The sequence below is a fragment of the Psychrobacter sp. Choline-02u-9 genome (assembly GCF_002836505.1).
GTDB lineage: Bacteria > Pseudomonadota > Gammaproteobacteria > Pseudomonadales > Moraxellaceae > Psychrobacter.
The window spans coordinates 40,964-66,687 of record NZ_PJBF01000051.1 but is presented as its reverse complement, the minus strand read 5'-3'; the positions used below and the strand labels follow the sequence as shown (position 1 = coordinate 66,687).

Annotated in this window: 19 protein-coding genes; 16 read left to right on the top strand and 3 right to left on the bottom strand. The window is 41.9% G+C overall.

Annotated features, from left to right (window positions below):
• From yidD to CXF69_RS07710, 6 genes are all read left to right on the top strand, one after another.
• A partial coding sequence (gene yidD / locus CXF69_RS07735; protein ID WP_145990566.1) for a membrane protein insertion efficiency factor YidD occupies positions 1–240 on the top strand: 240 nt, incomplete at its 5' end.
• A gap of 215 nt (positions 241–455) precedes the next feature.
• Entirely contained in the window at positions 456–2,138 is a 1,683-nt protein-coding gene (yidC, locus tag CXF69_RS07730; protein WP_102078235.1) for a membrane protein insertase YidC, read from the top strand.
• A gap of 289 nt (positions 2,139–2,427) precedes the next feature.
• Complete coding sequence (gene mnmE, locus CXF69_RS07725; protein WP_102078238.1) at positions 2,428–3,807, top strand: tRNA uridine-5-carboxymethylaminomethyl(34) synthesis GTPase MnmE; 1,380 nt, start codon at positions 2,428–2,430, stop codon at positions 3,805–3,807.
• Between the two features lie 87 nt (positions 3,808–3,894).
• Positions 3,895–4,353, top strand: a complete 459-nt coding sequence (gene nrdR / locus CXF69_RS07720; protein WP_057762240.1) for a transcriptional regulator NrdR — start codon at positions 3,895–3,897, stop codon at positions 4,351–4,353.
• Between the two features lie 126 nt (positions 4,354–4,479).
• Positions 4,480–5,535: a bifunctional diaminohydroxyphosphoribosylaminopyrimidine deaminase/5-amino-6-(5-phosphoribosylamino)uracil reductase RibD gene (gene ribD / locus CXF69_RS07715; protein WP_102078236.1), complete on the top strand. Its 1,056-nt coding sequence runs from the start codon at positions 4,480–4,482 to the stop codon at positions 5,533–5,535.
• Positions 5,536–5,966: 431 nt separating this feature from the next.
• Entirely contained in the window at positions 5,967–6,641 is a 675-nt protein-coding gene (locus CXF69_RS07710) for a riboflavin synthase (protein ID WP_102078632.1), read from the top strand.
• Positions 6,642–6,746: 105 nt separating this feature from the next.
• Here the strand turns inward: CXF69_RS07710 and CXF69_RS07705 are convergent, their stop codons facing one another.
• Complete coding sequence (locus CXF69_RS07705) at positions 6,747–9,500, bottom strand: response regulator (protein ID WP_102078631.1); 2,754 nt, start codon at positions 9,498–9,500, stop codon at positions 6,747–6,749.
• 326 nt (positions 9,501–9,826) lie between these two features.
• Here CXF69_RS07705 and fmt point away from each other — a divergent pair, with 326 nt between their 5' ends.
• The 8 genes from fmt to CXF69_RS07665 all read left to right on the top strand — a co-directional run bounded on the left by fmt (position 9,827) and on the right by CXF69_RS07665 (position 20,055).
• Positions 9,827–10,897: a methionyl-tRNA formyltransferase gene (fmt, locus tag CXF69_RS07700; protein WP_102078630.1), complete on the top strand. Its 1,071-nt coding sequence runs from the start codon at positions 9,827–9,829 to the stop codon at positions 10,895–10,897.
• 65 nt (positions 10,898–10,962) lie between these two features.
• Positions 10,963–12,564, top strand: a complete 1,602-nt coding sequence (locus CXF69_RS07695; RefSeq protein WP_102078629.1) for a transcription antitermination factor NusB — start codon at positions 10,963–10,965, stop codon at positions 12,562–12,564.
• Positions 12,565–12,610: 46 nt separating this feature from the next.
• Positions 12,611–14,032 carry a threonine synthase gene (thrC, locus tag CXF69_RS07690; RefSeq protein ID WP_102078628.1) on the top strand — a complete coding sequence of 474 codons (1,422 nt, stop codon included), beginning with the start codon at positions 12,611–12,613 and terminating at the stop codon, positions 14,030–14,032.
• Between the two features lie 325 nt (positions 14,033–14,357).
• A complete protein-coding gene (locus tag CXF69_RS07685; RefSeq protein ID WP_102078627.1) occupies positions 14,358–15,467 on the top strand; it encodes a LysM peptidoglycan-binding domain-containing protein in 1,110 nt (369 codons plus the stop codon).
• A gap of 75 nt (positions 15,468–15,542) precedes the next feature.
• Entirely contained in the window at positions 15,543–16,787 is a 1,245-nt protein-coding gene (dprA, locus tag CXF69_RS07680) for a DNA-processing protein DprA (protein ID WP_102078633.1), read from the top strand.
• 117 nt (positions 16,788–16,904) lie between these two features.
• Positions 16,905–17,534 carry an L-threonylcarbamoyladenylate synthase gene (locus CXF69_RS07675; RefSeq protein ID WP_102078626.1) on the top strand — a complete coding sequence of 210 codons (630 nt, stop codon included), beginning with the start codon at positions 16,905–16,907 and terminating at the stop codon, positions 17,532–17,534.
• A gap of 290 nt (positions 17,535–17,824) precedes the next feature.
• A complete protein-coding gene (locus CXF69_RS07670; protein WP_102078625.1) occupies positions 17,825–18,835 on the top strand; it encodes a TIGR01777 family oxidoreductase in 1,011 nt (336 codons plus the stop codon).
• An 86-nt stretch (positions 18,836–18,921) separates the two neighbouring features.
• Positions 18,922–20,055 carry a metallophosphoesterase gene (locus tag CXF69_RS07665; protein ID WP_102078624.1) on the top strand — a complete coding sequence of 378 codons (1,134 nt, stop codon included), beginning with the start codon at positions 18,922–18,924 and terminating at the stop codon, positions 20,053–20,055.
• A 32-nt stretch (positions 20,056–20,087) separates the two neighbouring features.
• Here the strand turns inward: CXF69_RS07665 and CXF69_RS07660 are convergent, their stop codons facing one another.
• Positions 20,088–21,482 carry an alpha/beta hydrolase gene (locus CXF69_RS07660; RefSeq protein ID WP_102078623.1) on the bottom strand — a complete coding sequence of 465 codons (1,395 nt, stop codon included), beginning with the start codon at positions 21,480–21,482 and terminating at the stop codon, positions 20,088–20,090.
• A gap of 434 nt (positions 21,483–21,916) precedes the next feature.
• On the opposite strand from CXF69_RS07660, the gene grpE reads away from it, so the two are divergent.
• Positions 21,917–22,516: a nucleotide exchange factor GrpE gene (gene grpE / locus CXF69_RS07655; RefSeq protein WP_102078622.1), complete on the top strand. Its 600-nt coding sequence runs from the start codon at positions 21,917–21,919 to the stop codon at positions 22,514–22,516.
• A gap of 183 nt (positions 22,517–22,699) precedes the next feature.
• Complete coding sequence (dnaK, locus tag CXF69_RS07650; protein WP_057762214.1) at positions 22,700–24,640, top strand: molecular chaperone DnaK; 1,941 nt, start codon at positions 22,700–22,702, stop codon at positions 24,638–24,640.
• A gap of 243 nt (positions 24,641–24,883) precedes the next feature.
• Here the strand turns inward: dnaK and CXF69_RS07645 are convergent, their stop codons facing one another.
• Positions 24,884–25,693 carry a methyltransferase domain-containing protein gene (locus CXF69_RS07645; RefSeq protein ID WP_102078621.1) on the bottom strand — a complete coding sequence of 270 codons (810 nt, stop codon included), beginning with the start codon at positions 25,691–25,693 and terminating at the stop codon, positions 24,884–24,886.
• Between the last annotated feature and the right edge of the window lie 31 nt (positions 25,694–25,724).

The window sequence follows — 25,724 nt, the reverse complement described above, 5'->3', positions numbered from 1 at the left end:
AAACAAGCTTTAACATGGCATGGTGCCTGTAAAGGTGGTTGGTTGTTGTTAAAACGTCTTAGTAGGTGTCACCCTTTAGGTGGGCACGGTATAGACTTTGTACCCTTACCCTTAGCTTCCTATAGTTATCAATATATATCTTTTAGTGATGTACTAAATATCAACCTTCAGGGTTTGGGTGTCTATCGAGACAATACTAGTTATGTTTCACAGCTTAATTATTTGATGAAATCAACATAAAGTCGACCTCTTTAGTCTCAGATAGCTACTCCTTTGAGTTACCCACAAGTTATCCACACTCTTGGTATCATTTGAGACAGATTTTTAGTAAAATGATGCACATTTTATGTAAATGACTACTGATGCAGTTGCAATTTGACAGGATAGCTGTGTAGGTCAGTCATGACACATGCCCTAATTTTTCATTCCCTAATTTTTTAATCTAGGAAAGGTTTATGCAAAAGATATTTCGGGTGATGATCATCATTGCGATGCTAATTACCGCTTATCTGCTGATTTTGGCATGGCGAGATGATTATGCCGATGCTCCAGCTGTAGATGCGGTGCCAGAAACTACGAGTTCAGTAGGTGCTGACATTCCTTCTACTACTGGTGCAGCAGGTGATATCCCGGTACAGACATTACCCGTGGATAATAGTGCTGTGACAGCGACTCCTGCGAAAAACGCTGGTCTAATCACGGTAACAACTGATCGCTATGATATAAAAATCAATCCAGAAGGTGGTGATATTGTTTATGCTGCGCTCAAGCAGTATGACGCAACGCTCGATAGCGATAAGCCTTTCGTATTGTTAGAAAACAATAGTAACCGTGTGTATGTGGCTCAATCTGGACTTATTGGTCAGAACGGTATTGATACAGCAGAAGGTAGAGCGACTTATAGCCATACTGCTAACAATTATGTGATGGAAGATGGACAGCAAACGTTGTCAGTGCCGCTTACTTACAAAAAAGACGGCGTGACGATCACCAAGACTTTTACTTTCACTGAAAATAAATATCCAATCGATATTAGCTATCAGATTCAAAACGCGTCTACCAATGCTTGGCAAGGTCAGATGTTTGCGCAATTAAAGCGTGATGATAGTAAAGACCCTGGTATGTCTGATAAAGGCGCGCTGAGCATGGCGACTTATCTAGGCGGTGCTTGGGGTACACCAGATGATCCTTATAATAAGCTGAAATTTGGTGACTTTAGTGATGGTGAGTTGACGATCACTAGCGATAAAGGCTGGGTTGGTATCGTACAGCATTACTTTGTATCTGCTTGGACGCCTGAAAACTTCACTGGTAAATTCTTTACTCGTGAAACAGGTAGTGATTACTTTATTGGTTTTAATAGCCAACCAGTGAACGTAGCACCAAACAAACAAGTTACTTTAAATGCAACACTATATGCAGGTCCAAAAGTTCAGTCTGAGCTAAAAGACGTTGCGGTAGGCCTTAACAAAACAGTTGATTATGGTCTGCTATGGCCAATATCAAAGGTCTTGTTTGCTATCTTGGAAGGTGTGCATAAGGTTGTTGGTAACTGGGGTTGGTCAATTATTTTACTGACTATCTTAGTAAAAATTGCCTTGATGTGGTTCTCTAATAAGAGCTATTACTCGATGGCAAAAATGCGTGCCATTGCGCCGAGACTCAAAGTGCTCAAAGAAGAGCATGGCGATGATCGGATGAAAATGTCGCAAGAAATGATGGCGATATATAAAGAAGAAAAAGTCAATCCGATGGCAGGTTGTCTACCAATCTTGATGCAGATGCCTATTTTCTTAGCCTTATATTGGGTATTGGTAGAGAGTGTTGAGCTGCGTCATGCACCATGGATTTTGTGGATTCAAGATCTATCAGCGATGGATCCATGGTTTATCTTGCCGTTGCTAATGGGTGCGTCAATGTTTGTACAGCAGCAGTTGAACCCGCAGCCAGCAGATCCGATGCAAGCAAAAGTCATGAAGTTCTTGCCGATTATCTTTACTGCATTCATGCTGTTCTTCCCAGCAGGTTTGGTTCTATATTGGACAGTCAACAACTTGTTTAGTATGACTCAGCAATATATCGTCAATAAGAAAGTTGATGAAGAGCAGAAGCGTCGTACGGTAAAAGTGGTCGATTAATTAGTTCTTTTTTAGAAACACCAAAAACCATCGCGCAAGCGGTGGTTTTTTTATAGGTGGTGGATAAGTAGTAAATGTTATCCACAGCTTATCAACATTATCCACAGTTTATAAATATTGACACGAATATATGTCTGATACATCTACCTTTCAAAGTTTGCTTTGTCAGTATGAGTCCAGACGTCTATAATGGAGCTTTTAAATATTGAGAGTCATTGTGGATTCCTTAGAGACAGCATTAGCCGTACCTAATTCTTCTGAAAAGTCTAATACATCTGGATTAGCCACGATTGCTGCGATTGCAACGCCGCTCGGGCGAGGGGGTGTGGGTGTCATACGTCTATCAGGCAGCCGTGCTTACGATATGGCATGTGCTCTAACAGGTAAGTCTGCTTTTACGCCGCGAATGGCTAGCTTTTGTCGTTTTTATCAGGCTGATGGCACTGTCATTGATGAGGGGTTGGTCTTGTTTTTCAAAGGTCCGCATTCATTCACAGGTGAAGATGTGATTGAGCTGCAAGGGCATGGTGGTGTTATTTTACAAAACCAGTTGCTCGCGCGGGTATTTGAGCTAGGTGCTAAGCAAGCAAGTGCAGGAGAGTTCTCTTACCGTGCTTTTGATAATGATAAGTTAGATTTGGTGCAGGCAGAAGCAATTGCCGATGCGATTGATGCGACCAGTGCTGCCGCGGCCAGTAGTGCAATTCGCTCACTAAGCGGTGAGTTTTCACAGAAGATTAACCAGTTATTAGAACAACTCATTCATCTTCGTTTACATGTTGAAGCAGCTATTGATTTCCCTGATGAAGAAGACGTCGATTTTTTGTCTGATGGCGTCATACAAAGTAAGCTTGAGCAGACGCAAGATAAGATACAGCAAGTTTTAGCAACGGCAAAGCAAGGTCAGCTTTTGCGCGATGGTATCCATGTTGTGCTAGCAGGTAGGCCAAATGCAGGTAAATCTAGCTTGCTCAACCGCCTTGCAGGGCAAGAGCGTGCTATCGTGACTGATGTCGCGGGTACTACACGTGATACGTTGCAAGAGACCGTTGTGCTCAATGGTTTGACGCTACATCTGACCGACACGGCAGGCCTACGCGAGACAGAAGACACTGTGGAGCGTATCGGAATTGAGCGTGCCCGTACTGCCATCACGCAAGCTGATATGCTACTGATGGTCTACGATGTGACTCGCGATGTTGAAGAAGAAAGTACACCGATACAGCTTGCCGAACAGTTATTTGGTGAACTGCCAGAAGCTAAACGCTTACTAATCATTGCTAATAAGAGCGACTTGTTGAGCAATAATGATAGAGAAGAAAGTGCTGCTAAGACCCAAGCTGAAATCAAAAATAAAGGCTATCAGCAAGTTAATGTTTCATGTGAAACAGGTGTTGGTATTGATAGTTTAGTCGAAGCACTATGCGAGAAAGTAGGCTTCCATCCACCAGAGAATAGCTTAATCGCTCGTACCAGACATCTTGACGCGCTTAGACGAACTGCTAATTTCTTGGCAGAAGCACATGAACAACTAACTGTATTCGAAGCAGGTGAGTTGGTTGCTGATAGCTTACGTCAGGCACAGCAGAGTTTGGGTGAAATTACGGGTGAGTTCAGCGCCGATGACTTATTGGGTAAGATATTCGGCAGCTTTTGTATTGGTAAATAACGGGTAAATGGTATTTTTTATTATTTATCAAAATTAGCTATCTTGAAAATACTGCTCTTATTCTCAATCGTAAAATAAGGAAATGCTATGCACTGTCCGTACTGTAATGCGTCAGAGACCAAGGTTATTGACTCACGTCTTGCTGCGGAAGGTGCACAAGTGCGTCGACGCCGTTCGTGTAACAGCTGCCAAGAACGTTTTACGACTTTTGAGATGGTAGAAGTTGTCATGCCAAGGATTATCAAATCAAGTAACAAGATTGAACCTTACGACAATGAAAAGCTGCGCCGTTCTATTTTACTACCCTTACAAAAGCGTCCTATCACTATCGATGAACAAGAGGCGATGATTAGTCGTATCGAAAAGCGTGTTAGGCAGATGGGTGAGCGAGAAATCAGTAGTAAGGTCTTGGGTGAAATCATCATGAGTGAACTCAAAACTTTGGATGATGTCGCCTATGTACGCTTTGCCAGTGTGTATCGCGACTTTCAAGATATCGATGCATTTCATCAAGAAATTGCCAATATTCGTCCAAATGAGAAGTAAGCGAAGCAAGCTTTTAAGTAAGCCCTAGTTGATAAGTGTTTCCCAATTACTAATCAGAATTACCAATCAGCTTTCAAACCTTATTTTCTTATATAGAACCCTTAATCATTTATTAAGCCTAGCCTTATGTCTACTCAAAGCCATGCTCAAGATGCTCAAGACCGCTACTTTATGATGCTTGCTATCGAACAAGCGAAGCGCGGTTTGTATACTACTCGACCGAATCCTGCAGTGGGCTGCATTATTGTTCAGGCAGAGCAGATTGTTGGTCAAGGGTTTCACCCTAAAGCTGGTGAGCCACATGCAGAAGTGTTTGCGCTGAAAGAGGCTGGTACACAGGCAGCAGGGGCAACTGCTTACGTTACATTAGAGCCATGTAGTCATACGGGACGTACGCCGCCATGTGCATTGGCGTTAGTTGCCGCTAAGGTAAAGCGCGTTGTGATTGCAGGTCTGGATCCAAATCCACAGGTTGCAGGCCGCGGTGTGAAACTATTAGAGCAAGCTGGCATTGAGGTAACAGTCGGTGTCCTGACAGAGCAAGCAGAGGCACTAAACCGTGGGTTTCTAAAAGCCATGCGCACTCAGATGCCCTATGTACGATTGAAAATAGCGACCAGTTTAGATGGCCGTACAGCGATGGCATCTGGTGAATCAAAGTGGATTACCTCGACAGCTGCCCGCGAAGATGTACAAAAACTACGAGCACAAAGTGGTGCGATTATTACAGGTAGTGAAACCGTAATAACTGATAACCCTCAGCTCAATGTGCGCTCAAGACAGTTGGACGTGCCACTTGAAAAAATACCTAATCCTAAAATAGTCATACTTGATAGGCGTCAGCGTTTAAAGCACAGCCTACAGTCTGAGTATCAGCTGTGTCAGCATCCAGATACTATATATTGGCATGAAGATGATTTGTCGATGTTGTTGGTGAAACTGGTTAGTGAGCACCAGTGTTATGATGTGTTGGTAGAAGCAGGTGCTAGTGTTGCAGGTGGTTTTTTGAGTCAACAGTTAGTAGATGAGCTAATCGTGTATCAAGCACCTTGTTTACTTGGTGCGCAAGCACGTCCCATGGTTGATTTCAATCCTATGTCCCTTGCTCAGCAGTTACGGTTTGATATAGAAAGTCATCAGCAGCTTGGATCAGATCTCAAATTAACCTTATTACCTTTATAAATATTCTTCGTATAAGTAGGTTGTCCACAAATCATAAGAATAAGCTCAAGATGTGGATAAATTAATCATTGATTTACGTGTTTCACATGGAACTGTGTATAACTTTGTTTCACATGAAACAAGAAAGATGTATATTTCTCAAACGAATTTAAAAATATTATTTTAAATCAATAACTTATGTTTTATTCTCTAGATAAATGCGTACCATGAGAAATTTACATTTGTTGTGGATAACTATGTATTTATAGCGGCTTCTAGCTATACCTCTATTGATTTATCCATACTTATCCACAATATATCCTATTAAAGGTCAAGTCCAACGATGTTTCACTGTCAGTTATTTGAACAAGTTGTGATAAAGAATTGATAGATGATTTGATAAACTAAAATATTCGCCTATGAAGGCAATACAGTAATGAGACGAGGGTAATATGTTTACTGGAATTATAGAAAGCGTTGGAAAAGTTAAATCTATGCAGGCGACAGGCGGTGACATACGTTTAACAGTAGAGTCTGATGACTTAGATTTCAGTGATGTGAAGCTAGGCGATTCTATTGCATCAAATGGTATTTGTTTAACTGTGGTGGAGCTCGGAAGTAACTACTATTCTGTTGATGTCTCACGTGAAACTATTGCTAGAACAGCATTAGAAGGTTTAAAAGCAGGTCATACGGTCAATCTAGAAAAGGCCATGCTACCAACGACTCGTTTTGGTGGTCATATCGTCGCCGGTCATGTAGATGGAGTAGGGGTCGTTAGCAAATTACAACAAGATGCTCGTTCTATCTACATTGAGATTGAGATACCGCAAGAGCTAGCGCACTATACAGCGACCAAAGGCTCTATTACCGTAGATGGTATTAGTCTGACGACCAATTTAGTGCGTGACAATATTGTCTCTCTAAATATCATTCCGCATACTGCTCAAGTGACGAATATCGCTAAGCATTGGTTAGTAGGCAACAAAGTGAATATTGAAGTAGATATCGTGGCTCGTTATCTAGAGCGACTACTAAATAAACCTCAATCTGAGGGTATGAACGCGCCAAACCCGCAAAGCCAAATCACAGAAGCATTTCTGGCCGATAATGGGTTTATGAAATAACAATTAAGCTTACCGAAATACTATCCTCGTACCAAGTTTTTGACCCTATCGATATTACTTTGATTAAGTGATATCGATAGGGTATTTTTTATCTGCACTATAGATTTATTGTATAAAACTCTGCAAAACGGATTCTAAGTCTTTCTTACTAATGGGTTTGGATAAAAACTCGTCCATACCTACTTGTATACAAGCCTCGCGATCTTCTTCTGTATTATTCGCAGTTAGCGCCACAATTGGTATTTTATCACCTTGCGAGCGAATCACTTGTGTGGCTTGTAAGCCATCCATAATGGGCATTCGGCAGTCCATCAAAATCAAAGAAATTTCTTCACGTTGGCTTTTGAGTTTCTCGAGTGCTTGCTGTCCATCTTCTGCGACAATACTACGATAACCAAGCTTACTTAACATCTTACAGGCTATCTTTTGGTTAGTAGGACTGTCTTCTACGACCAAAATCAGTGGAGACAAGATTTCTTTCTTAGGTATATCTTCTACAAAAGATAGACTACTGTCGTATTGATGTTTGACCAGTATGTTTAGCGTTTTCCTTGCAAACAAGGTTAAACGTAGCAGTTCAGACAGTAGTAAACTTGCGTCCAAGGGTTTGGTCAAAAATCCATCATATTGGCCTAGTAAAGTAGAAGGGATATGCCTTTCAAGTTTCATGCTAAGTAATATCTTCGGTAGTGAAGGCGTAGCGACTAGGTCGTTTAACACTTCTTGTTGCTCGCTATACTTGTTGCTCGCATGAGCTGATAAGGTGATGGATTCGCTGTATTCATAATCTAATAACAAGATAGGAATGACGGTTTGCTCATCTTGTTTTAATTTATTTTTTAGCTGCTGTACAGTAGCTCTATCTAAAGTGCTGTAGATAGTCACGGATATCGTTAAGTACTCGCACAAACGTTGTAAATGTTCAGCAACTAGAGGCTGATTGATGACAGCGATAAGGTGAATATGGGGCAGCTGCGAACAACGATGATATACCGATTGATAAGTGGCATGAGGATAAGGAAGGTAGAGGCTAAATATCGTTTCTTTATCCACCGTATTATTTAGTTCGATAAAACCGCCGAGTAACTGAGCAAAGCTATTGGCATCACTCAAGCCAATATTACTGTCTTCAACTAAGTTATGATTGCTTTGATTCAAGATATTGACTAATTGATTTTTTCTCTCAGGAGTAATAGTTGCTCCAGTGTCTTTTACGCTAAACCGAATCCAATAAGATGTCTGCGCAGGCATTGTCGTGTCATTGTTAGGAGTTAAATGCTGATTACTTATTCGCGTTACTTTATCTTCAGGTACACGATCAACAGTGAGCGCGACATAGCCTGATGTTGTAAAGCTAATAGCGTTTTTCAACATGTTTAATAGGATATGGTGCAGTCGAATGTAATCAGTTTCGATGTAACGAGGACAGTCTGGCGCAAAGAAATAGATCAATTCTAACCCTTGTTGTCTTATTTCTTTTGTGACTAAATTGCTAACCTCTTTGCTTACCTTGTAAATATCAACCGTTTCTATACTCAAACGTGTTTTTCTGACTTCAACTTCCTCTGTTGCTAGCGTCTTATTGAGCACAGTCAACATGCTTTGACTGGTTGCAATCAATGTATTTAGAGTCTTTTTACCCTGAGCCGTCAATGTTGAAGGGTCGATGGGTTCCAACGAATCAATTATCTTCTCTAGTGGTATCCTTAACTTACGACCTATAAATGCTTGGGCTTCGTTTGATTCATCAATTTGTAATTGCAGTTGTTGGTTGTGCAGCTGTAGTTGTTCAGACTGATGGAAAATCTCATCAACATTATTAAAAATCACAGTGAAACCGTGAACTTGCCCATGTTCACCGAACCATGGTGTTACGTGTAGTTGGTAGGCTTGTTTGTTCTCCAAGCCATAAACTATCAGTGTGCGAGTAACGCGTAAATTTGAAATAGTTTTTAAGAGTATTTGAGTGGCCTCATCTTTCCCTTCAACGAAATCAGTCAGTTCATAGCTTTGCTCTCTCTGTGTAGGAGGAGTAAATACTTGCTCAAAACGCTGATTATAGAAACTAATTTGACCATGTCGTATACTCATCAACATCGGTAAGGGCGCCTGATCAACCAGACGTTCTAACCGATGAGTCAATGTTTTTATACGCCGATAGTCATTATGTAGTTGGTAGCTGACGCGACTTAGCGCATGACCTAACAGCATGAACTCGGTAGTAGATTTCTTTTGTAAAAACGGCGGCGGTGTATAAGATTCTTTTGCGCGGCTACTCAAATTATCCGTATAAACCAGTAATTGTTCCCAGTTAGTTCGACGATTGAGCATATAGAGCAATGCCATGAAAAATAGTACGATGGCGACCATCAAAGGAAGCCAATAACGGTAAGATATCCAGTCGACAACAAAAGGCTCATGGCGTAATACGATATAAATCTGATGTCCGCTTTTTAGATTAATGATCCCTGTTAGTTCATTGCTATTGACGGTATAAGAGCTATGATTATTACTGCTAAAAGTGGTAGTGCCGATGGTAGGGAAAGCAACAGTAGAAAAAGCAGATTCATTGGGACGAGTATTATGATGAATATAGGTCTGCCCAGAAGGCATCATCAAAATCAGCTGATAACTAAGGTGATCAAAAGTAGGTTGTTCTAAGATTTTTTTTATTTCACTATCTACAGGCGCTGCATGCTCAATAATACTGTGCTGTAGGGCATAAAAAGTATCTATGCTATGTTGCTCACTATGTTTTTTCATCCCATCAAACATTGTGACATAGTACAGCAGTAACATAACCGTGAGAGACAAGGCATAAAAAATCAATAAGCGTTGTAAGGACTGAAACTGTTGCATGAAAGCGTGGCCCTATCTCGACACGAAAGAATATAGTGAAATAAAATTAAGTTTCTACATACAGTAGATGAATTATACGACGGTTGAATTGTCTAAAATTTTTAGTGTTACCTTCTATTTATAGCAGAATAACGGCTTACTGTTTACAGAGAGTGGTTATTAACACCAAATTGTTTTGTAAAAGATATAAATAGAACGTTCGATGTCCTTGATATTATAAAGGCAAATAATGTCATTGGTTATCATGAAGTGAGGTCATTACAATCATGGCACTGCGCCGTAAACTCACCTATAATGAACAAATAAACCTTATATAATGCATGATTATGACTACAACTGCTCCTACCTTTGATACATCTAACTCGCTTACTGACCATGATAACCCAACTACTAACCGATTAAGGGTCGTATTTGCGGGTACACCTGAATTCGCTGCTATCAGTCTATCAGTATTAATCGAACAGCAAGAAGCGCTGAATATAGAGATAGTCGCTGTTTACACGCAGCCTGATCGTAAAGCAGGTCGTGGTCAAAAACTGTCAGCCTCTGCGGTAAAAGAAGTTGCATTGACACATGATATCGCTGTAGAGCAGCCAGTCACTTTTAAAAAGTCTAGTGCAGAAGGTCTAGCTGCTAGGCAAACTCTGCGCACCTATCAACCAGATGTGATGATTGTTGCCGCTTACGGGTTGATCCTACCTATCGGTGTATTAGAGACGCCTACTCATGGTTGCTTGAATATTCACGCTTCACTGTTACCACGCTGGCGTGGTGCTGCACCTATCCATCGTGCACTCTTGGCCGGAGATGATGAGACCGGCATTACCATTATGCAGATGGACAAAGGTCTTGATACGGGTGATATGCTTTATAAAGTCAGCGAAAGTATTGCCTCTGATGACACCGCTGCTAGCCTACATGATAAGATGGCTGCACTTGGTGCGACAGCCATTAGTACGGTATTAAAGGATTTGCCCACTTATCAAGCTCAAGCTATCGCTCAAGATGATAGTCAAGCTAACTATGCTGAAAAGCTGGTCAAAACCGAAGGCGAAGTTGATTGGTCGCAGCCTGCTGCCGCTATTGAACGCCAAATTCGTGGGCTGACGCCATGGCCAGGTGCTTATACTTTCCTAGCAGAGCAGCGCGTCAAAGTGTTGGCTAGCTTACCTGTAAATACATCGCAGCAAACCAATGAACCTGCTGGAACGGTTATCAGTGTCGGACGAAAAGCGATTTTAGTCGCTTGTGGTAAAGAGAGTGACGCTGAATCATCAGCCACCACTTTAGCCATTACTCACTTGCAGTTTGCAGGTGGTAAGCCAATGACAGCTGAACAAGTTTGCCATGGCAACCAATTAAATGACGGCGATCAATTTATGTCAGAAACAAAATAACGCTACTTATATTTAACCTACTTGCACAAGACGCTATCGATCATACGTCAAGGAAATGAAATTTAATGAGACAAAACAGTACTGCGCCTAGAAACAATAAGCTCAAACCATCAAGCAATCTTATTATGAATGGCAGCGTACGCGTGCGTGTGATTCGTACCTTACTGGCTATTCAAAATGGTCAGTCGCTCTCAAGCGTCCTTGATCCGTTACTGAATAGTCTGCACGATGGCGATAAAGGCTTTGCTCATGCATTACTGCTCACGACATTGCGTCAATGGCATGCGCTGGCACGTTTGCTCGATAGCTTAGCAGACAACCCTATCGACGAAGTTGAAGTGCGTACCACCATTCAAGTCGGCTTAGTACAGTTGCTATATTTAGAAGTGGCTGACCATGCTGCAATTCATGAAACCGTTGAAGCAGCCAAAGAAATTGAGTTTGCTCATTCGACTGGTTTGGTGAATGCTATTTTGCGTAAAGTCGCCAAGAATCCAAGCAAATTCCGTAAGAAATGCGATAAAAAGCATAGTCTACCGAATTGGCTCGCTTATCAGCTTAAACAAGATTGGAGCGAACAGTATGATGAGCTGACACAAGGCTTGCGCCAACCAGCCCCGATGTTTTTACGAGTGAATTCGGCGGTTACTTCGGTAGAGGATTATCAGCATGCATTGGATGGCGCAGAAATTGATGCAGATATCGTTGAGCTAACGACTGGTTTTAAGGTAGCAAACTCATCAGGGTCTGCCACTTCCACCACGCTATCAACCAAAGGTCTTAGACTACATCAAAGCACTGCCGTTAACGCTTTGCCTGATTTTGCTTTAGGAACAGCTAGCGTTCAAGATATGCATGCTCAGTTAGCTGCACCGATTATTAATCAAGCATTGATGGCTAAGCTCAGCGTTGAAAGTAAAAGTGCTGACGATACTGACAGTGATAGTGTTGGGAAAGAGATACATATTCTAGATGCTTGTGCAGCCCCTGGTGGTAAGCTTGCTCATTGGTTAGAGCTTATAAGTGCTAACGACCAGTCATCGTTGTTTCACGTGAAACAAGATAACAATGGGATGTCATCTGAAACGTCGCCTGAAAATACCAACATCAAAGTAACAGCTATCGATAACGAAGCACCACGTATCGAGCGTATTCGTGAGAATTTACAGCGCCTAAATTTAAGTCAGCATGATTTGCAGCAAGCAGATAACAGCATTGCACTTAATATCGTCTGTGCAGATGCGACCAGATGGCAGCATGGAAAAAATAAAAAAGCGGCGACAAATGAACCCGTATTTGATGCGATATTATTGGACTCTCCTTGTACTGCGACTGGCGTGATTCGCCGTCATCCAGATATCAGTATCTTGCGTACCGAAGAAGATATCGAGCAAACAGCGCTGCTACAAGCAGACATCTTGCATAATTTATGGCCACAACTCAAAGCTGGTGGTTATCTGTTGTATGTGACATGTTCTATCTTAAAGCAAGAAAACGTCGAGCAAATGCAGGACTTTATTACTCATCATAATGATGCGGTAGTGATTGAGTTTACCGACGATTGCAACTGGGGCATTGAACAAGCGATCGGTCGTCAGTGCTTACCGATTGATAGCGCGAGTGGCGATGGTTTTTATTATGCATTGCTACAAAAAACTGCTGAATAAACCATTTTTAACTATTGAATAACATTATTGTAGACAGGACAATCTAATGAAATATATCAGTACCCGTGGTCAGACAGCGCCGATGGATTTTAGTGATGTGCTTTTGATGGGTCTTGCCCCAGATGGTGGTTTGATGTTGCCTGAGCATTATCCAAATATCGATAGTGCAACCCTTGATGAATGGCGTACGCTCAGCTATCCAAAGCTTGCGATGGCGATTATGCAGCGTTTTGCCACTGATATTCCTGTGGCTGATTTGCAAGATATCATTGAGCGCACTTATACTGCTGATGTATTTGGCTCTGACGAGATTGTTCCTGTCCGCAAGCTCGAAGACAATTTATATATTCTAGGATTATCAAACGGTCCGACATTGGCATTTAAAGATGTTGCCATGCAGTTTTTGGGCAATGCCTTTGAATATGTGCTTAAGAAAAAAGACGCACGTATTACGATCATTGGTGCGACCAGTGGTGACACCGGTAGTGCAGCAGAGTATGCATTGCGCGGCAAAGAAAATATCGAAGTGTTTATGCTGTCACCGCATGGCAAAATGAGTGAATTTCAGCGTGCGCAGATGTATAGTTTGACCGATGAAAATATTCATAACATTGCTATCGATGGTATGTTTGATGATTGCCAAGACATCGTTAAAGCGCTACAGCAAGATGCTGAGTTTAAAGCGGCTTATAACCTAGGCACGGTAAACTCTATCAACTGGGGGCGTATCCTAGCGCAGATTGTTTACTACTTTAAAGCTTACTTCGCGGTCACGACGAGCAACGATAAAAAAGTCAGCTTTAGCGTACCATCAGGTAACTTCGGTAATATTTGTGCCGGTCACATCGCTCGCGAAATGGGACTGCCAATTGACCGTCTGATTGTCGCAACCAATGAAAACGACGTTTTAAATGACTTCTTCAATCAAGGCGCTTATCAGCCGCGTCCGACTGAAAAAACTTATGTAACCTCTAGTCCGTCGATGGATATTTCAAAAGCGTCTAACTTTGAGCGTTTTGTTTATTTACTACTGGAAAAAGACAGCGCACGTGTTCATGAGTTATTTGACGGCGTAAAATCAGGTCGGGGCTTTGACTTATCTGACTTGATGGAAGCGGTTAATACGCGTTATGGATTTGCTGCTGGTAAATCTACTCATAGCGACCGCTTGCAGACTATCAAAGCGCTTTATGATCAGCATGGTGAATTGGTTGATCCACATACTGCAGACGGAATTAAGGTTGCCAAAGAGCTACAGCTAGATGGTGAAATTATTGTTTGTGCAGAGACAGCATTACCCGTTAAATTTGCAGATACTATCGTTGAGGCTATCGGTCAGATAGATATCGCTCGTCCAGTGCATACTGAAGGGTTAGAAGATTTACCGCAGCATGTAGTGGTACTGGATAACAAGGCAGAATTGGTCGCTGAACAAATCCGCCAACATGTCACGCCGAATCCTGCTTAAATAATTATGGTCTTTAGGCTTATTATCAACAAGGAAAAGTATCCGCGTAAAAGTTACACCATTGTAATAAAGTGTTTATGATTGTGTTATGGTAGATATAATTGTAATATTAGAAACAGCGTCAGCAAATCATCATCGTGCTAGGCGCTTTTTTAGGAATTATTCTAGCCAATTACACTGAACAGTTACCCTATAATCGCCATGAGAATTTTATTAATAAGTTGCTGATAAATTTGATTTTTTATTAATTTAAGAAATTTTTACAGTAATAAATCTAGTACAGTTCTTTGCGTCGAACACAGTGGTACATATTGTGGATATAACGATGAAGATGAGCTTAAAAAAGACAGCAAAAGCACTGGCAAAAGGATTATTAGTTACGACGTTTAGTAGTGCCATGTTGATGAGCACGGCTCAAGCTAACAACCCGCCGCCAACTATCAAAGCTGATGCGCCCAATCGTTATATCGTTAAAAAAGGCGATACCTTATGGGATATCTCAGGTCGCTACCTAGACAGCCCATGGCGCTGGAAAGAAATTTGGGTAACCAATAAGCAAATCAAAAATCCAAACCTTATTTACCCTAATGACGTTCTCATTCTTTGTGTGATTCAAGGAAAAACACTGATTGGCGTTGATACTGGTGAAGGCTGTGCTGGCGTTGAAAAGCAGCTTACTGGAAATGTAAGTACGAGTACGGTCGCGATTACCTCGACGGCCAATAGTATTCCTCCTATTCCGTGGTCAGCTATTCAGCATTGGCTTGATAAAACGCTTATCGTTAATCCTCAAGACTTTAATACCACGCCTTATATTTTAGCTTCTAAAAACCGTAACTTGATTACTGCGCGTGGTGATAAAGTCTATGCTAAAGGCGTACCGCTTATCGTAGGTCAGCGTTACGGCATCTACCGTGAGGGTGAGCTATATGTAGATCCCAAAACTCAAGAAGTGATCGGTTTAGAAGTTACGCAGGTAGCGACTGGTCTTGTTACTTCTACAGAAAGTAATGGTGTGACTAGCTTGCAGCTTATCGATAGCTATGGCAAAGAAGTGCGTGAAGGGGATCGCGTCTTTGTAGAGTTAGACAACGCTATTCCTCCTGTCTTTTATCCAACGCCTGCAAGTGTCAGTCGCGGCGGTATGATCGTACGTGTGATGGACTCTATCAGCTCAGCTGCGAAGGGTAGTGTGGTCGCCATCAATTTGGGTAGCTTACAAGGTGCTAAACCAGGTGATGTGCTGACGGTTTATCAAAAAGGGCCTTTGGTACGTGATACTAAAGATAATGACACACCGGTACGTCTACCAAACGAGCCAAGTGGTATGGTGATGGTTTTTAATACCTTTGACCACATCAGTTATGCTTACGTACTTGACTCTGAGTTACCACTTAATATTGGCGATCAGCTGTTACCACCCCCTTATTTATAAATAGCTATAAGGCTGTATTAAGCAATATATTAAACTAAATACTAATCTAAGCTTGCCTATACGAGACAGATGACAATGACGGCAGTCACCTCTTCTTTATCCGACGATCAGCGCGCTATCTTAGCGCTGTGGTACGAGGTGAATGCGTCGTTATCTGCTTATCACAAACTGATCACTTCTTTCGGTTATCCGCAGCTTGCTTGGCAAGCCAAAGTAGAGGCATGGAAGCAGCTCGGTATTCATCATACCCATCTCAAACGTCATGAACAGCTAGAGCAAACACTCGCCAATATCGATAAGATTCAGCAAGCGTTGATAGAGGGGCGTTATGGCTTGCTATTCGCTGATGACGCCGATTATCCTGCTCAACTCTCACAAATCTACGACCCGCCGCCATTATTATTTTATCGTGGGAATAGCGCGCGCCTACATCAAGCACAAATCGCTATAGTAGGTAGCCGCAAACCCACCGCGCATGCGCAAAAAATCACGTTTGATATGGCGCAGTACTTAGCGCAAGCAGGTTATATCGTTACTAGCGGTCTAGCTATGGGTGTAGATAAACGCGCACATTTAGGCGCGCTAGCTCAGGCAGACCCTGACTATCAGGGACGGACGGTTGGTGTAATGGGTACAGGGATCGATGTGAACTATCCCAATCATCGAGATCAGTTATTTACTCAAATTATTGAGCAAGGTGGCTGCATCATCAGTGAGCTACTACCACACACGCAGCCGCATAAACATACTTTTCCGCGTCGCAATCGTTTGGTAGCTGGGCTGAGTCTTGCGACCATTGTGACGGAAGCGACAATCAAAAGCGGCTCGCTTATAACAGCACGTCTCACGTCTGAACAAGGTAAACAGGTCTTTGCTATTCCCAGTCATATTGATAATAGTAATGCAGAGGGCTGTCATCATTTAATTCGTGAAGGCGCGACCTTGGTTTATCATCCTCAGCAAGTACTAGAAGATGTCAATGGTCAGCTTGACTATGATAAAGGCGCTTATAGAACAGCGAACGCTACTAATTTCAATAGTAATCACTCTAATATCACTCAGACTTCTGAAGCGATAGAGACAAGCTCAATCAAATCTACTAGCCAGCAACCAACCTCTGAGATAAAGCCTGCGCGCAGTACAGTCGTTGTGCCTGAGCATTTAACTGCAATCTATGAGCAGCTTGACTGGCATGGGCAAGATTTAGATGCGCTTATTAGTGCAACCAAGCTTGCACCGCCGCAGTTGATTGGTCAGCTAATGGAGCTTGAACTAATGGGTCTCATCAGCGAACAAGGTGGACGATATTTGCGCGTTTAAAGTATTGTAAATATTCCTTATTAGACACTGGCATAGACAGCCCTTAGTTATAGACTCTCCTAGACAATATCTCTCTTGTGGTATTATTAGAATTTACTTCTACGAACCATTTAAGTCATGAGCCAACTTACACCTCTTATTACTAATTCTGCTACCCAAGCTGCTAAATGGCTAAAAGAAGGGCAACTGCTCGCGTACCCTACAGAAAGCGTTTGGGGTATTGGTTGCGACCCTTATGACCAAGCAGCTGTTCAGCGTATTTTGGATATCAAACAACGTCCACAAGCCAAAGGCATGATAGTCGTTACTGATAGTGTGTCTCGCTTAGCACCTTTGCTAGCCTCTTTAAATGATGTTCAGTGTCAGCAGGTTATTGATAGCTGGCAGACAGGCGATAGCGGAGACGAACAGCAGAGTCGCCAAGCACATACTTGGTTATTACCGATTCCTCAGTCGCTTGCGAACACTGTACCTACTTGGATTACCGGACAGCATCAGACTATTGCTGTTCGAGTTATCTCGCATCCTACAGTTCGCCAGCTTTGCCAGCAGATGGTCAGTGAAGAGAACCCATTTGGTCTATTGGTTTCTACAAGCTGCAACCCATCAGGACAAACGCCTGCTAGCACTTTTGAGGCCGCCTATGCTTATTTCGATGAGCAAATTGGTTATTTGCAGGGCGATACTTTAGGTTATACCTTGCCTAGCCAAATTCGTGACGCAACGACAGGCTTCGTCGTTCGATAGCGTTCTCTATACGAACTCTTAAATTTCTCATAAGCGATTGCTTGCAATGCAAAGTGATGATTGTCGCTACTCCTTATTTACGTGAGCGTTTATAAATTAACCATCTGCTAGCTTTCCTATTTGCTCACCTTCCTTTACCAAAAGCATGTAAAAGTCGTTTTGATAAAAACCACAAAAAAGCAGACGATGGTTATAACAGTCTAGTTTTTATTGAACGATAAGTACTTCAGCAATAAGTAACTCAAAGATAAGTCATAGTGGTGGTATTTGAGGCATATAGGGAGTAGGGTATGAATGTTTTGATTAGTGGCGGTTCAGGATTTTTGGGAAGTGCATTCAGTCGAGAGTTAATGGCACGGTCTCGCGCGCAAAATAAAGACGTGACGATTACTTGGCTAACTCGTGATAGCGGTCAACCACATCCCGATGATATCAATATGATGACTTATGACGAGCTTGCAATGTCTGATATGAGCTTTGATGTCATATTAAATTTAGCAGGTGCTGGGATTGCTGACTCTCGTTGGAGCGATGGGCGAAAAGAAGAATTGATGGCGAGCCGTATCAAACCTACTCAGTCGATATTGGATTTTATCGCACGTGCTAGTACTAAACCCAAGTTACTGGTGAGCGGATCAGCGATTGGCTGGTATGGCACGCAGGGCGACAAGCCACTGACTGAAAACAGCGATTATGAGACGGATTTTGCTCATACACTATGTGATGAATGGGAGCAATTAGCGCTTAAAGCGACCGAACACGATGTTCCTGTGGCTATCGTCAGAACAGGTGTGGTTATTCATCCTGAGGGCGGAATGGTGGCTAAATTATTACTACCCTTTAAATTTGGTGTCGGTGGACAGTTGGGTGATGGACAACAAATCATGAGCTGGATTAGCCGTGAAGATTGGGTTAGTGCGGTCATCTTTATTATTGAGCAGCAGCTTAAACTTACTAAAGAATCAGACGTTAATCACATTGAAAGCTTAGCCCAAGACAATGCACCTATTAATGATAGCACTATTAAGACTGCAAACAGTACCGCAAATAATACAAATGCAGTCGTATATAACCTTACTGCTCCGAATCCTGTGACCAATCATACTTTTACCAAAGCACTTGGCTCATGGCTACATCGCCCAACCTTTTTTACTTTACCAGAGTTTTTGCTTAAGCTGATGTTTGGCGAAATGTCGACCTTACTTATCGATGGTCAAAAGGTGCTGCCACAAGCGCTATTGGATGCAGGTTATTCGTTCAAACACTCGACACTCCAGCAAGCATTAGGAAATCAGAAATAGTTATATAGCAGTTGTTTCATGTGAAACATTAGAGTTTATTTTCTGATAATCACTTATCAAACAGTATTTATGTCTAAGGGCAGTCCATGCGTTACGCATTTTTCTTCACTATCTTTTTGCTATTACAGCTGTTCAGTCTGGGTACAGTATTAAGTATACAGTGGTGGCTCCAGCCTTGGATGACGCCAACATTACAGACAACGATATGGGTTAGTGTATTTATTATTACTAATGGTCTATTAGTATTGAGCGTAAAAAGAGCATTTGCTAACAGTTATCGCTGGATTAGTGGATGGATGCTAATCATGCACTTTATGATACTGACGGCGTTGGCAGTGAGTCTATTCTACGGAGGGTATCTGCTAGTAGTTGCTTTATCAGGTAGTACGTTACACCAATCGAATGAAATGGCTATAGGGCTAAGAGTACTAGCGCTATTCCTATTTTTAGGACTATTTATTTATTCGTTATATAGTGCCTATACCCCTGTTATACGCAAGCTTTCTATTAATATAGATAAACCTTTAACCAAGCCATTACGCATTGCAGTCGCTAGTGACTTGCATATAGGACGATTATTTGGTGTAAAAGCCATAGATAGATTGCAACAACTTATGATTCGCTCTGGTGCAGATATGCTACTAATGCCAGGGGATATTATGGATGATAATACAGAGGCCTTTAATGAATATCATATGGAGCAAAACTTAGCAGAATTGTGCAGTAGTCTGCCACGTGGTGTCTATGCGACATTGGGTAATCATGATTTGTATGCTCATGAGCGACCCATTAGCGAAGCGCTGCAAAATGCAGGTATACAATTGTTGAACGATGAGGTGCTCTATATCGAGCACGAGGGTCAACCAGTATGGTTAGTTGGACGTTTTGATAATCATAAACGTCAACGTGTAGCAACTACCGATCTGCTGACGCAAGTAGATACGTCGCAGCCAGTGATATTGTTAGACCATAGACCGAGTGATATAGATAATCACAGTCAATTATCTATAGATTTACAAGTCTCGGGACATACCCACAACGGTCAAGTATTCCCCGCTAATTTCATCGTCAATGCTATTAATAGATTAGGCTATGGCTATGAGCAGATTGGTAAAGGGCACTTCGTCGTGTCCTCTGGTTATGGTTTTTGGGGCATTCCCTTTCGATTGGGATCGCGCTCAGAGATTTGGTTAATTACACTATCTGGCAATACAAATTGAATATACAAACCGATAATTAGCTAGCAAGCGGTCTATGCAGCTAACCGCGATTGTGTACTGATGATCTCACGTACAAAGCTGCTAAAGCCATGAATAATATTGCTTGTCTCTTGTCCAAGACCTTGATGAACACTCATAAAGTGAATAAAGCCATGCGGTGCTCCAAGCACAGTATAGGTCTCTACAGCAACGCCATAACCTCTCAGCTGCTTTGCATAAGCAAATGCCTCGTCACGTAATACATCGAGCTCAGAAGCTACAATGTAAGTTGGGCAAACTTTACTATTATCACCCAGCATAGGTGAGTTCAGTATATGTAGACGAGGCAGCGGACTATTCTCTAGGCAAGCAGCATCAAATACTGCTACATCAGCATGATCTAATAGTAGACCCTCACCATATAGCTCCCAACTAGGATAATCTGTCTCAATATCAGTGACTGGATACAAGGGCATTTGCGCTAGAGGTTCGGGTAGTTTTTCTAATAGATTAAACATTTTCTGACCTTCTATCCCTAGGTCTGCCCATGCGCTTTTGCTCGGTGCGGTCAGTTGCTGCGCAATTAAAGTTGATAGACCACCACCTGCGCTATCACCAGCCAATACAATACGAGAGGGTAACGCACCCAATGTGTGACAGTGCTCAACCAACCAATCATACGCAGTGATACAGTCTTTTAGTGCTGCTGGAGCAGGGCATTCAGGCGCTAAGCGATAATCGACACTAACCACAGACCAGCCAGTCTGCTCACAGACTGCATGACAGAACTCATGATGTGTATCGACATCACCAATGCAGAACCCACCACCATGAAAAAACAGCATGACTGTTTCATCAGGATTATGGATACGTTTTCTTCTAAAACCAGATTTTTTGCCGCCCGCTTTATAACAACGGACAGTCATGTCGCCATCATCTGCATTGGCAATCGTTTCATCTTTCCAGCTAACAGGCGAGTCACTTTTTTTAGTGAAGGGCTTTATATTGCTTAGCATAGTCGTATTGGCTTGCTGCCATACTCTAGGTGATTGCATGGCTACTGCATCAGCAGTAAATCTCTCACGCAATTCGGGCATTGGGGTTAGTTCTAACGGTGTTTTGAGGTAGCTATTTACTGCAAGGATGAGACGTAGATGAGCGTTTGCATGCATATATTGTTTTGAGTTGGGACCTTTAAGGTAACCAATTGCACCTTCTAAAATAGGGTCTGGTAAGTAACCGAGACTTTTCATTGCATAGTGCAATGTATGCGGCTGATAGTTTGCTACAGGGTTATAAGCGAGTATTTTTTCTTTAACGCTTAGACGTTTTTCTAATGAGTCATACGCTTGCGCATCTTGATTTGATGATTCTTTTGACGCTAAGTGCAATGTCATCAATGCTTTATTGAGCAAAGTATTGATAGATAAATTTTTTGAATTAGACATAACAGCTCTCATAAATGATTTTTAGCGTGCATTTGAGTGTAGGCGATAACATTTATAGCAATGATAAAATAGCTAGCAGAATAATAGGGTATCGTTTGGTAATAGCTTGATTAATAAGCGTAAAGCAATTGGAATAAATAGCGGTTTTTTGTTCTTTTTGTGAGTAAATATTGAGATTTATTGACATGGAACAAAAATGTTAGATGCATCGTATTAATGACACTTCACGAATATTTGTCATAAATGGTAAAAATTCCTTTATTCTAGGCTTGAAATTTATACTTACTACCTTTATCAAGCAGCTATTGAAGCGTATTAAAAAAAACAATGAGTCAGAAACATCGAGCATTTAATAATGGCATAGTAGGACCAGTAATGATTTGGTCTACTGTGCCGTCTCTTAATATTCATTATTGAAATTCCAAGGAGCTATCATGAGCGAGCAAAACCCGAACCACGAAAATCTTGACCAAAATGTGGCACATGAGAATATTGATCACAATGACAGTATCTTAGAAGAAACCGTGAAAGAGTTTGATCCACAGAATAATTCAGGTGAAGAAACGACTATCGAAAACGAAATCAACCTTGATACTTTTAAAGCGCGTATTGCTGAGCTAGAAGGCGAAGTAAAACAAGCCAAAGAAGGTACTGCACGCGCTAATGCTGAAGCTTATAATGCGCAAAAACGCATGGAGCAAGAAGCGGATAAGAGCAAAAAGTTTGCACTACAGAAATTTGCTAAAGAATTGTTAGACATCGTTGACAACTTAGAGCGCGCTATCGAAAATGCCGATGCCAATGATCCAGTCGCTGAGGGTGTGCAATTAACGCACAAAGCATTGGTTGCAGTATTGACCAAAAACGGCGTAGAAGTGGTCGATCCACAAGGCGAAAAATTCAACGCTGACTTCCATGAAGCAGTGGGTATTGACCCAGAAGCAGCGGCAGATACAGTGGGTACGGTCTTACAAAAAGGCTATAGCCTAAACGGTCGTCTATTGCGTCCAGCTATGGTTCGTGTTGGTCAGTAATATTTTTAGGGCTAAACCCTACTAATATGAAGGTTTTTCACAAAAAATGACATGAAACACAGTTTTTGCGTGATTATCGCCTTGAAAAATACGACGGGTAAACCGATATATAGCAACAAGTGACCGACTACGGTCTGGATAAATAAGTATTTATAGTTAAAAACAAATTAGGAGCAATTGATTATGGGTAAAGTAATTGGTATTGATTTAGGTACTACTAACTCGTGTGTAGCAGTAATGGAAGGTGACAAAGTTAAAGTCATCGAAAATGCTGAAGGTACTCGTACAACACCATCAATCGTCGCTTATAAAGATGACGAAACGCTTGTTGGTCAGTCAGCTAAGCGTCAAGCAGTAACCAACCCAAGCAACACTTTGTTTGCGATTAAGCGTTTGATCGGTCGTCGTTTTGATGACAAAGTCGTGCAAAAAGATATCGGCATGGTTCCTTACAAAATCGCTAAAGCAGACAACGGCGATGCATGGGTAGAAATCAACGGTAAAAAGCTTGCGCCACCACAGGTTTCTGCTGAAATCTTGAAAAAAATGAAGAAAACAGCAGAAGACTATCTTGGTGAGAGCGTGACTGAAGCAGTTGTAACTGTACCTGCTTATTTCAATGATTCACAGCGTCAAGCAACTAAAGATGCGGGTAAAATCGCTGGTCTTGATGTAAAACGTATCATCAATGAGCCAACTGCTGCTGCACTTGCTTATGGTATGGACAAGAAGCAAGGCGATAGCACTGTTGCTGTATATGACTTGGGCGGTGGTACTTTCGATATCTCAATTATCGAAATCGCAGACGTAGACGGCGAGCAACAGTTCGAAGTACTAGCGACCAACGGTGATACTTTCCTAGGTGGTGAAGACTTTGACTCAGCATTGATTGATTTCTTAGTGGCTGAATTCAAAAAAGAGCAAGACGTTAACCTAAAAGGTGACTCTCTTGCGATGCAGCGTCTAAAAGAAGCGGCAGAAAAAGCGAAGATTGAGCTATCAAGTGCACAAAGCACTGAAGTAAACTTGCCATATATTACTGCTGATAGCAGTGGTCCTAAGCATTTAGTCGTTACTATCAGTCGCTCGAAACTAGAGAGCCTAACTGAAGAATTGGTACAACGTACAATGGGTCCTTGTAAGACTGCACTTGAAGATGCTGGCCTAAAAATTGGCGACATCAACGATGTAATCTTGGTCGGTGGTCAGACTCGTATGCCACTAGTACAGCAAAAAGTACAAGACTTCTTCGGTCAAGAGCCACGTAAAGATGTGAACCCTGATGAAGCAGTTGCAGCTGGTGCAGCGATTCAAGGTGCCGTATTGTCTGGTGACAAAACTGACGTATTGCTACTTGATGTAACGCCATTGACCCTAGGTATCGAAACGATGGGCGGTGTCATGACACCAGTTATTGAGAAAAACACCATGATTCCTACTAAGAAATCACAGGTATTCTCAACGGCTGAAGACAATCAGCCAGCTGTAACGATTCAGGTATATCAAGGTGAGCGTAAAATTGCTAACCAAAACAAAATGCTTGGTCGTTTTGACTTGACGGATATTCCACCAGCACCACGTGGCTTACCACAAATCGAAGTGTCTTTTGACATCAATGCTGATGGTATCATGAATATCTCAGCAACCGATAAAGGTACTGGTAAAGCACAAAGCATCCAGATCAAAGCGGATTCTGGCTTGTCGGACGAAGAAGTCGAACAAATGGTTCGTGATGCAGAAGCTAATGCTGCTGAAGATGAGAAGTTCGCTAACCTAGCGCAAGTTCGTAACGAAGCAGATGGTCGTATCCATGCGGTACAAAAAGCGCTGAAAGAAGCAGAAGATAAAGTGACTGATGAAGAAAAATCAACAGTAGAATCTGCCATCACTGAGCTTGAAGCGGCGGCGAAAGAAGACGATCATGACGAAATCAAAGCTAAGCTTGAAGCATTAGACAATGCATTCTTGCCAATCAGCCAAAAAATCTACGCTGATAGCGGCGCTGGCGCAGAAGGTATGGATCCAAGCCAGTTCCAACAAGGTGCTGACGATGCTGGTAGCAACAAAGCTGATGACGATGTCGTTGATGCTGAGTTCACTGAAGTAGACGAAGACAAAAAGTAATACCAAATCCAAAAACGCGATTAGCTACGTCAAACTCGCTTAGTCTACTTGATGTAGTACTTACGCTTGTTTTCCTTGCTACTCAAGTTTTTGAAAATGGTATAGTCAATATGAATCGATAAGTAGTTAAATTAAAAAACGCATCCTTCGGGGTGCGTTTTTTTATGGCTGCTATTTCTAAATGTTGTTATGCCTACTAGCCACAGTTCCTACTAGCCACTATTTTTACTATCAGTTAATAAATTAAGGTTTAAACGCGCTCACTATTAGCACTTCATAGGTCAAATTAACTACGAGCTGTCCTGTGTCATTCTTTTCTGAGAATTGTTGCCAATAGTCTGACTCAAATTGCTGTAAACGCGACTTTGTCCATACAAAGGTTTGAGTATCTTCTGATTTAACTTGCGTTTGATTGGTCGATACGCCAGTGAGTTTCATATGTTTTAAGATAGCGTAGGGGGTAGGAAATGGTAAATCAAAGCGCTGAATTGAGAGTTTGATATTCTCAAAGCCAGCACTGTCTAATGCCAATTGCCATTCATCAATATCTGGATAGTGAAGTCCTTGGCCAGTAAGAGTTTTAATTTGCAAAAAGTTATTTGGCGTAAATGTGCTAAAGAGCAGCTGACCTCCTGATTTTAACCGCTGCGCTGATTGTGTGATGAAACTCAACGGACTATCAAACCATTGCACGGCATTGGCACTAACTATCAAGCTATGATTTTCTGCTAAATCTATCGTTTCAGCATCACCAATCATTACGTCAGCAGCAGGTAGTATTGATTGCAATGTAGCACTCTGCTCAGTACATAACTCATTAATGAGCCAGTGCTCGCTTTGTATATGATTAGCGAGTAGGCGCGTCATCTGACCTGTGCCTGCACCCACTTCCAACACACTACTTTGCTTGGTATGAGCAATACTGTCTAATAAGTACTTACAAACGGTTTGCTGGATACTGGCATGCTGGTCATAATCGATTGCATTAGCAAAGTGGCGAGCGATGGTTTGTTTTCTAACACTGAGGTCGTCAGCTGTGTCGAATGTTGTCATAGGCTTTATTATGTCCAAGTGCGCCAGTTAT

Bases quoted from the DNA above. Each gene is read 5' to 3' on its own strand.
- yidC (WP_102078235.1), top strand. From the start codon at position 456: ATGCAAAAGATATTTCGGGTGATGATCATCATTGCGATGCTAATTACC.
- nrdR (WP_057762240.1), top strand. From the start codon at position 3,895: ATGCACTGTCCGTACTGTAATGCGTCAGAGACCAAGGTTATTGACTCA.
- ribD (WP_102078236.1), top strand. From the start codon at position 4,480: ATGTCTACTCAAAGCCATGCTCAAGATGCTCAAGACCGCTACTTTATG.
- CXF69_RS07710 (WP_102078632.1), top strand. From the start codon at position 5,967: ATGTTTACTGGAATTATAGAAAGCGTTGGAAAAGTTAAATCTATGCAG.
- CXF69_RS07705 (WP_102078631.1), bottom strand. From the start codon at position 9,500: ATGCAACAGTTTCAGTCCTTACAACGCTTATTGATTTTTTATGCCTTG.
- fmt (WP_102078630.1), top strand. From the start codon at position 9,827: ATGACTACAACTGCTCCTACCTTTGATACATCTAACTCGCTTACTGAC.
- CXF69_RS07695 (WP_102078629.1), top strand. From the start codon at position 10,963: ATGAGACAAAACAGTACTGCGCCTAGAAACAATAAGCTCAAACCATCA.
- thrC (WP_102078628.1), top strand. From the start codon at position 12,611: ATGAAATATATCAGTACCCGTGGTCAGACAGCGCCGATGGATTTTAGT.
- CXF69_RS07685 (WP_102078627.1), top strand. From the start codon at position 14,358: ATGAAGATGAGCTTAAAAAAGACAGCAAAAGCACTGGCAAAAGGATTA.
- dprA (WP_102078633.1), top strand. From the start codon at position 15,543: ATGACGGCAGTCACCTCTTCTTTATCCGACGATCAGCGCGCTATCTTA.
- CXF69_RS07675 (WP_102078626.1), top strand. From the start codon at position 16,905: ATGAGCCAACTTACACCTCTTATTACTAATTCTGCTACCCAAGCTGCT.
- CXF69_RS07670 (WP_102078625.1), top strand. From the start codon at position 17,825: ATGAATGTTTTGATTAGTGGCGGTTCAGGATTTTTGGGAAGTGCATTC.
- CXF69_RS07665 (WP_102078624.1), top strand. From the start codon at position 18,922: ATGCGTTACGCATTTTTCTTCACTATCTTTTTGCTATTACAGCTGTTC.
- CXF69_RS07660 (WP_102078623.1), bottom strand. From the start codon at position 21,482: ATGTCTAATTCAAAAAATTTATCTATCAATACTTTGCTCAATAAAGCA.
- grpE (WP_102078622.1), top strand. From the start codon at position 21,917: ATGAGCGAGCAAAACCCGAACCACGAAAATCTTGACCAAAATGTGGCA.
- dnaK (WP_057762214.1), top strand. From the start codon at position 22,700: ATGGGTAAAGTAATTGGTATTGATTTAGGTACTACTAACTCGTGTGTA.
- CXF69_RS07645 (WP_102078621.1), bottom strand. From the start codon at position 25,693: ATGACAACATTCGACACAGCTGACGACCTCAGTGTTAGAAAACAAACC.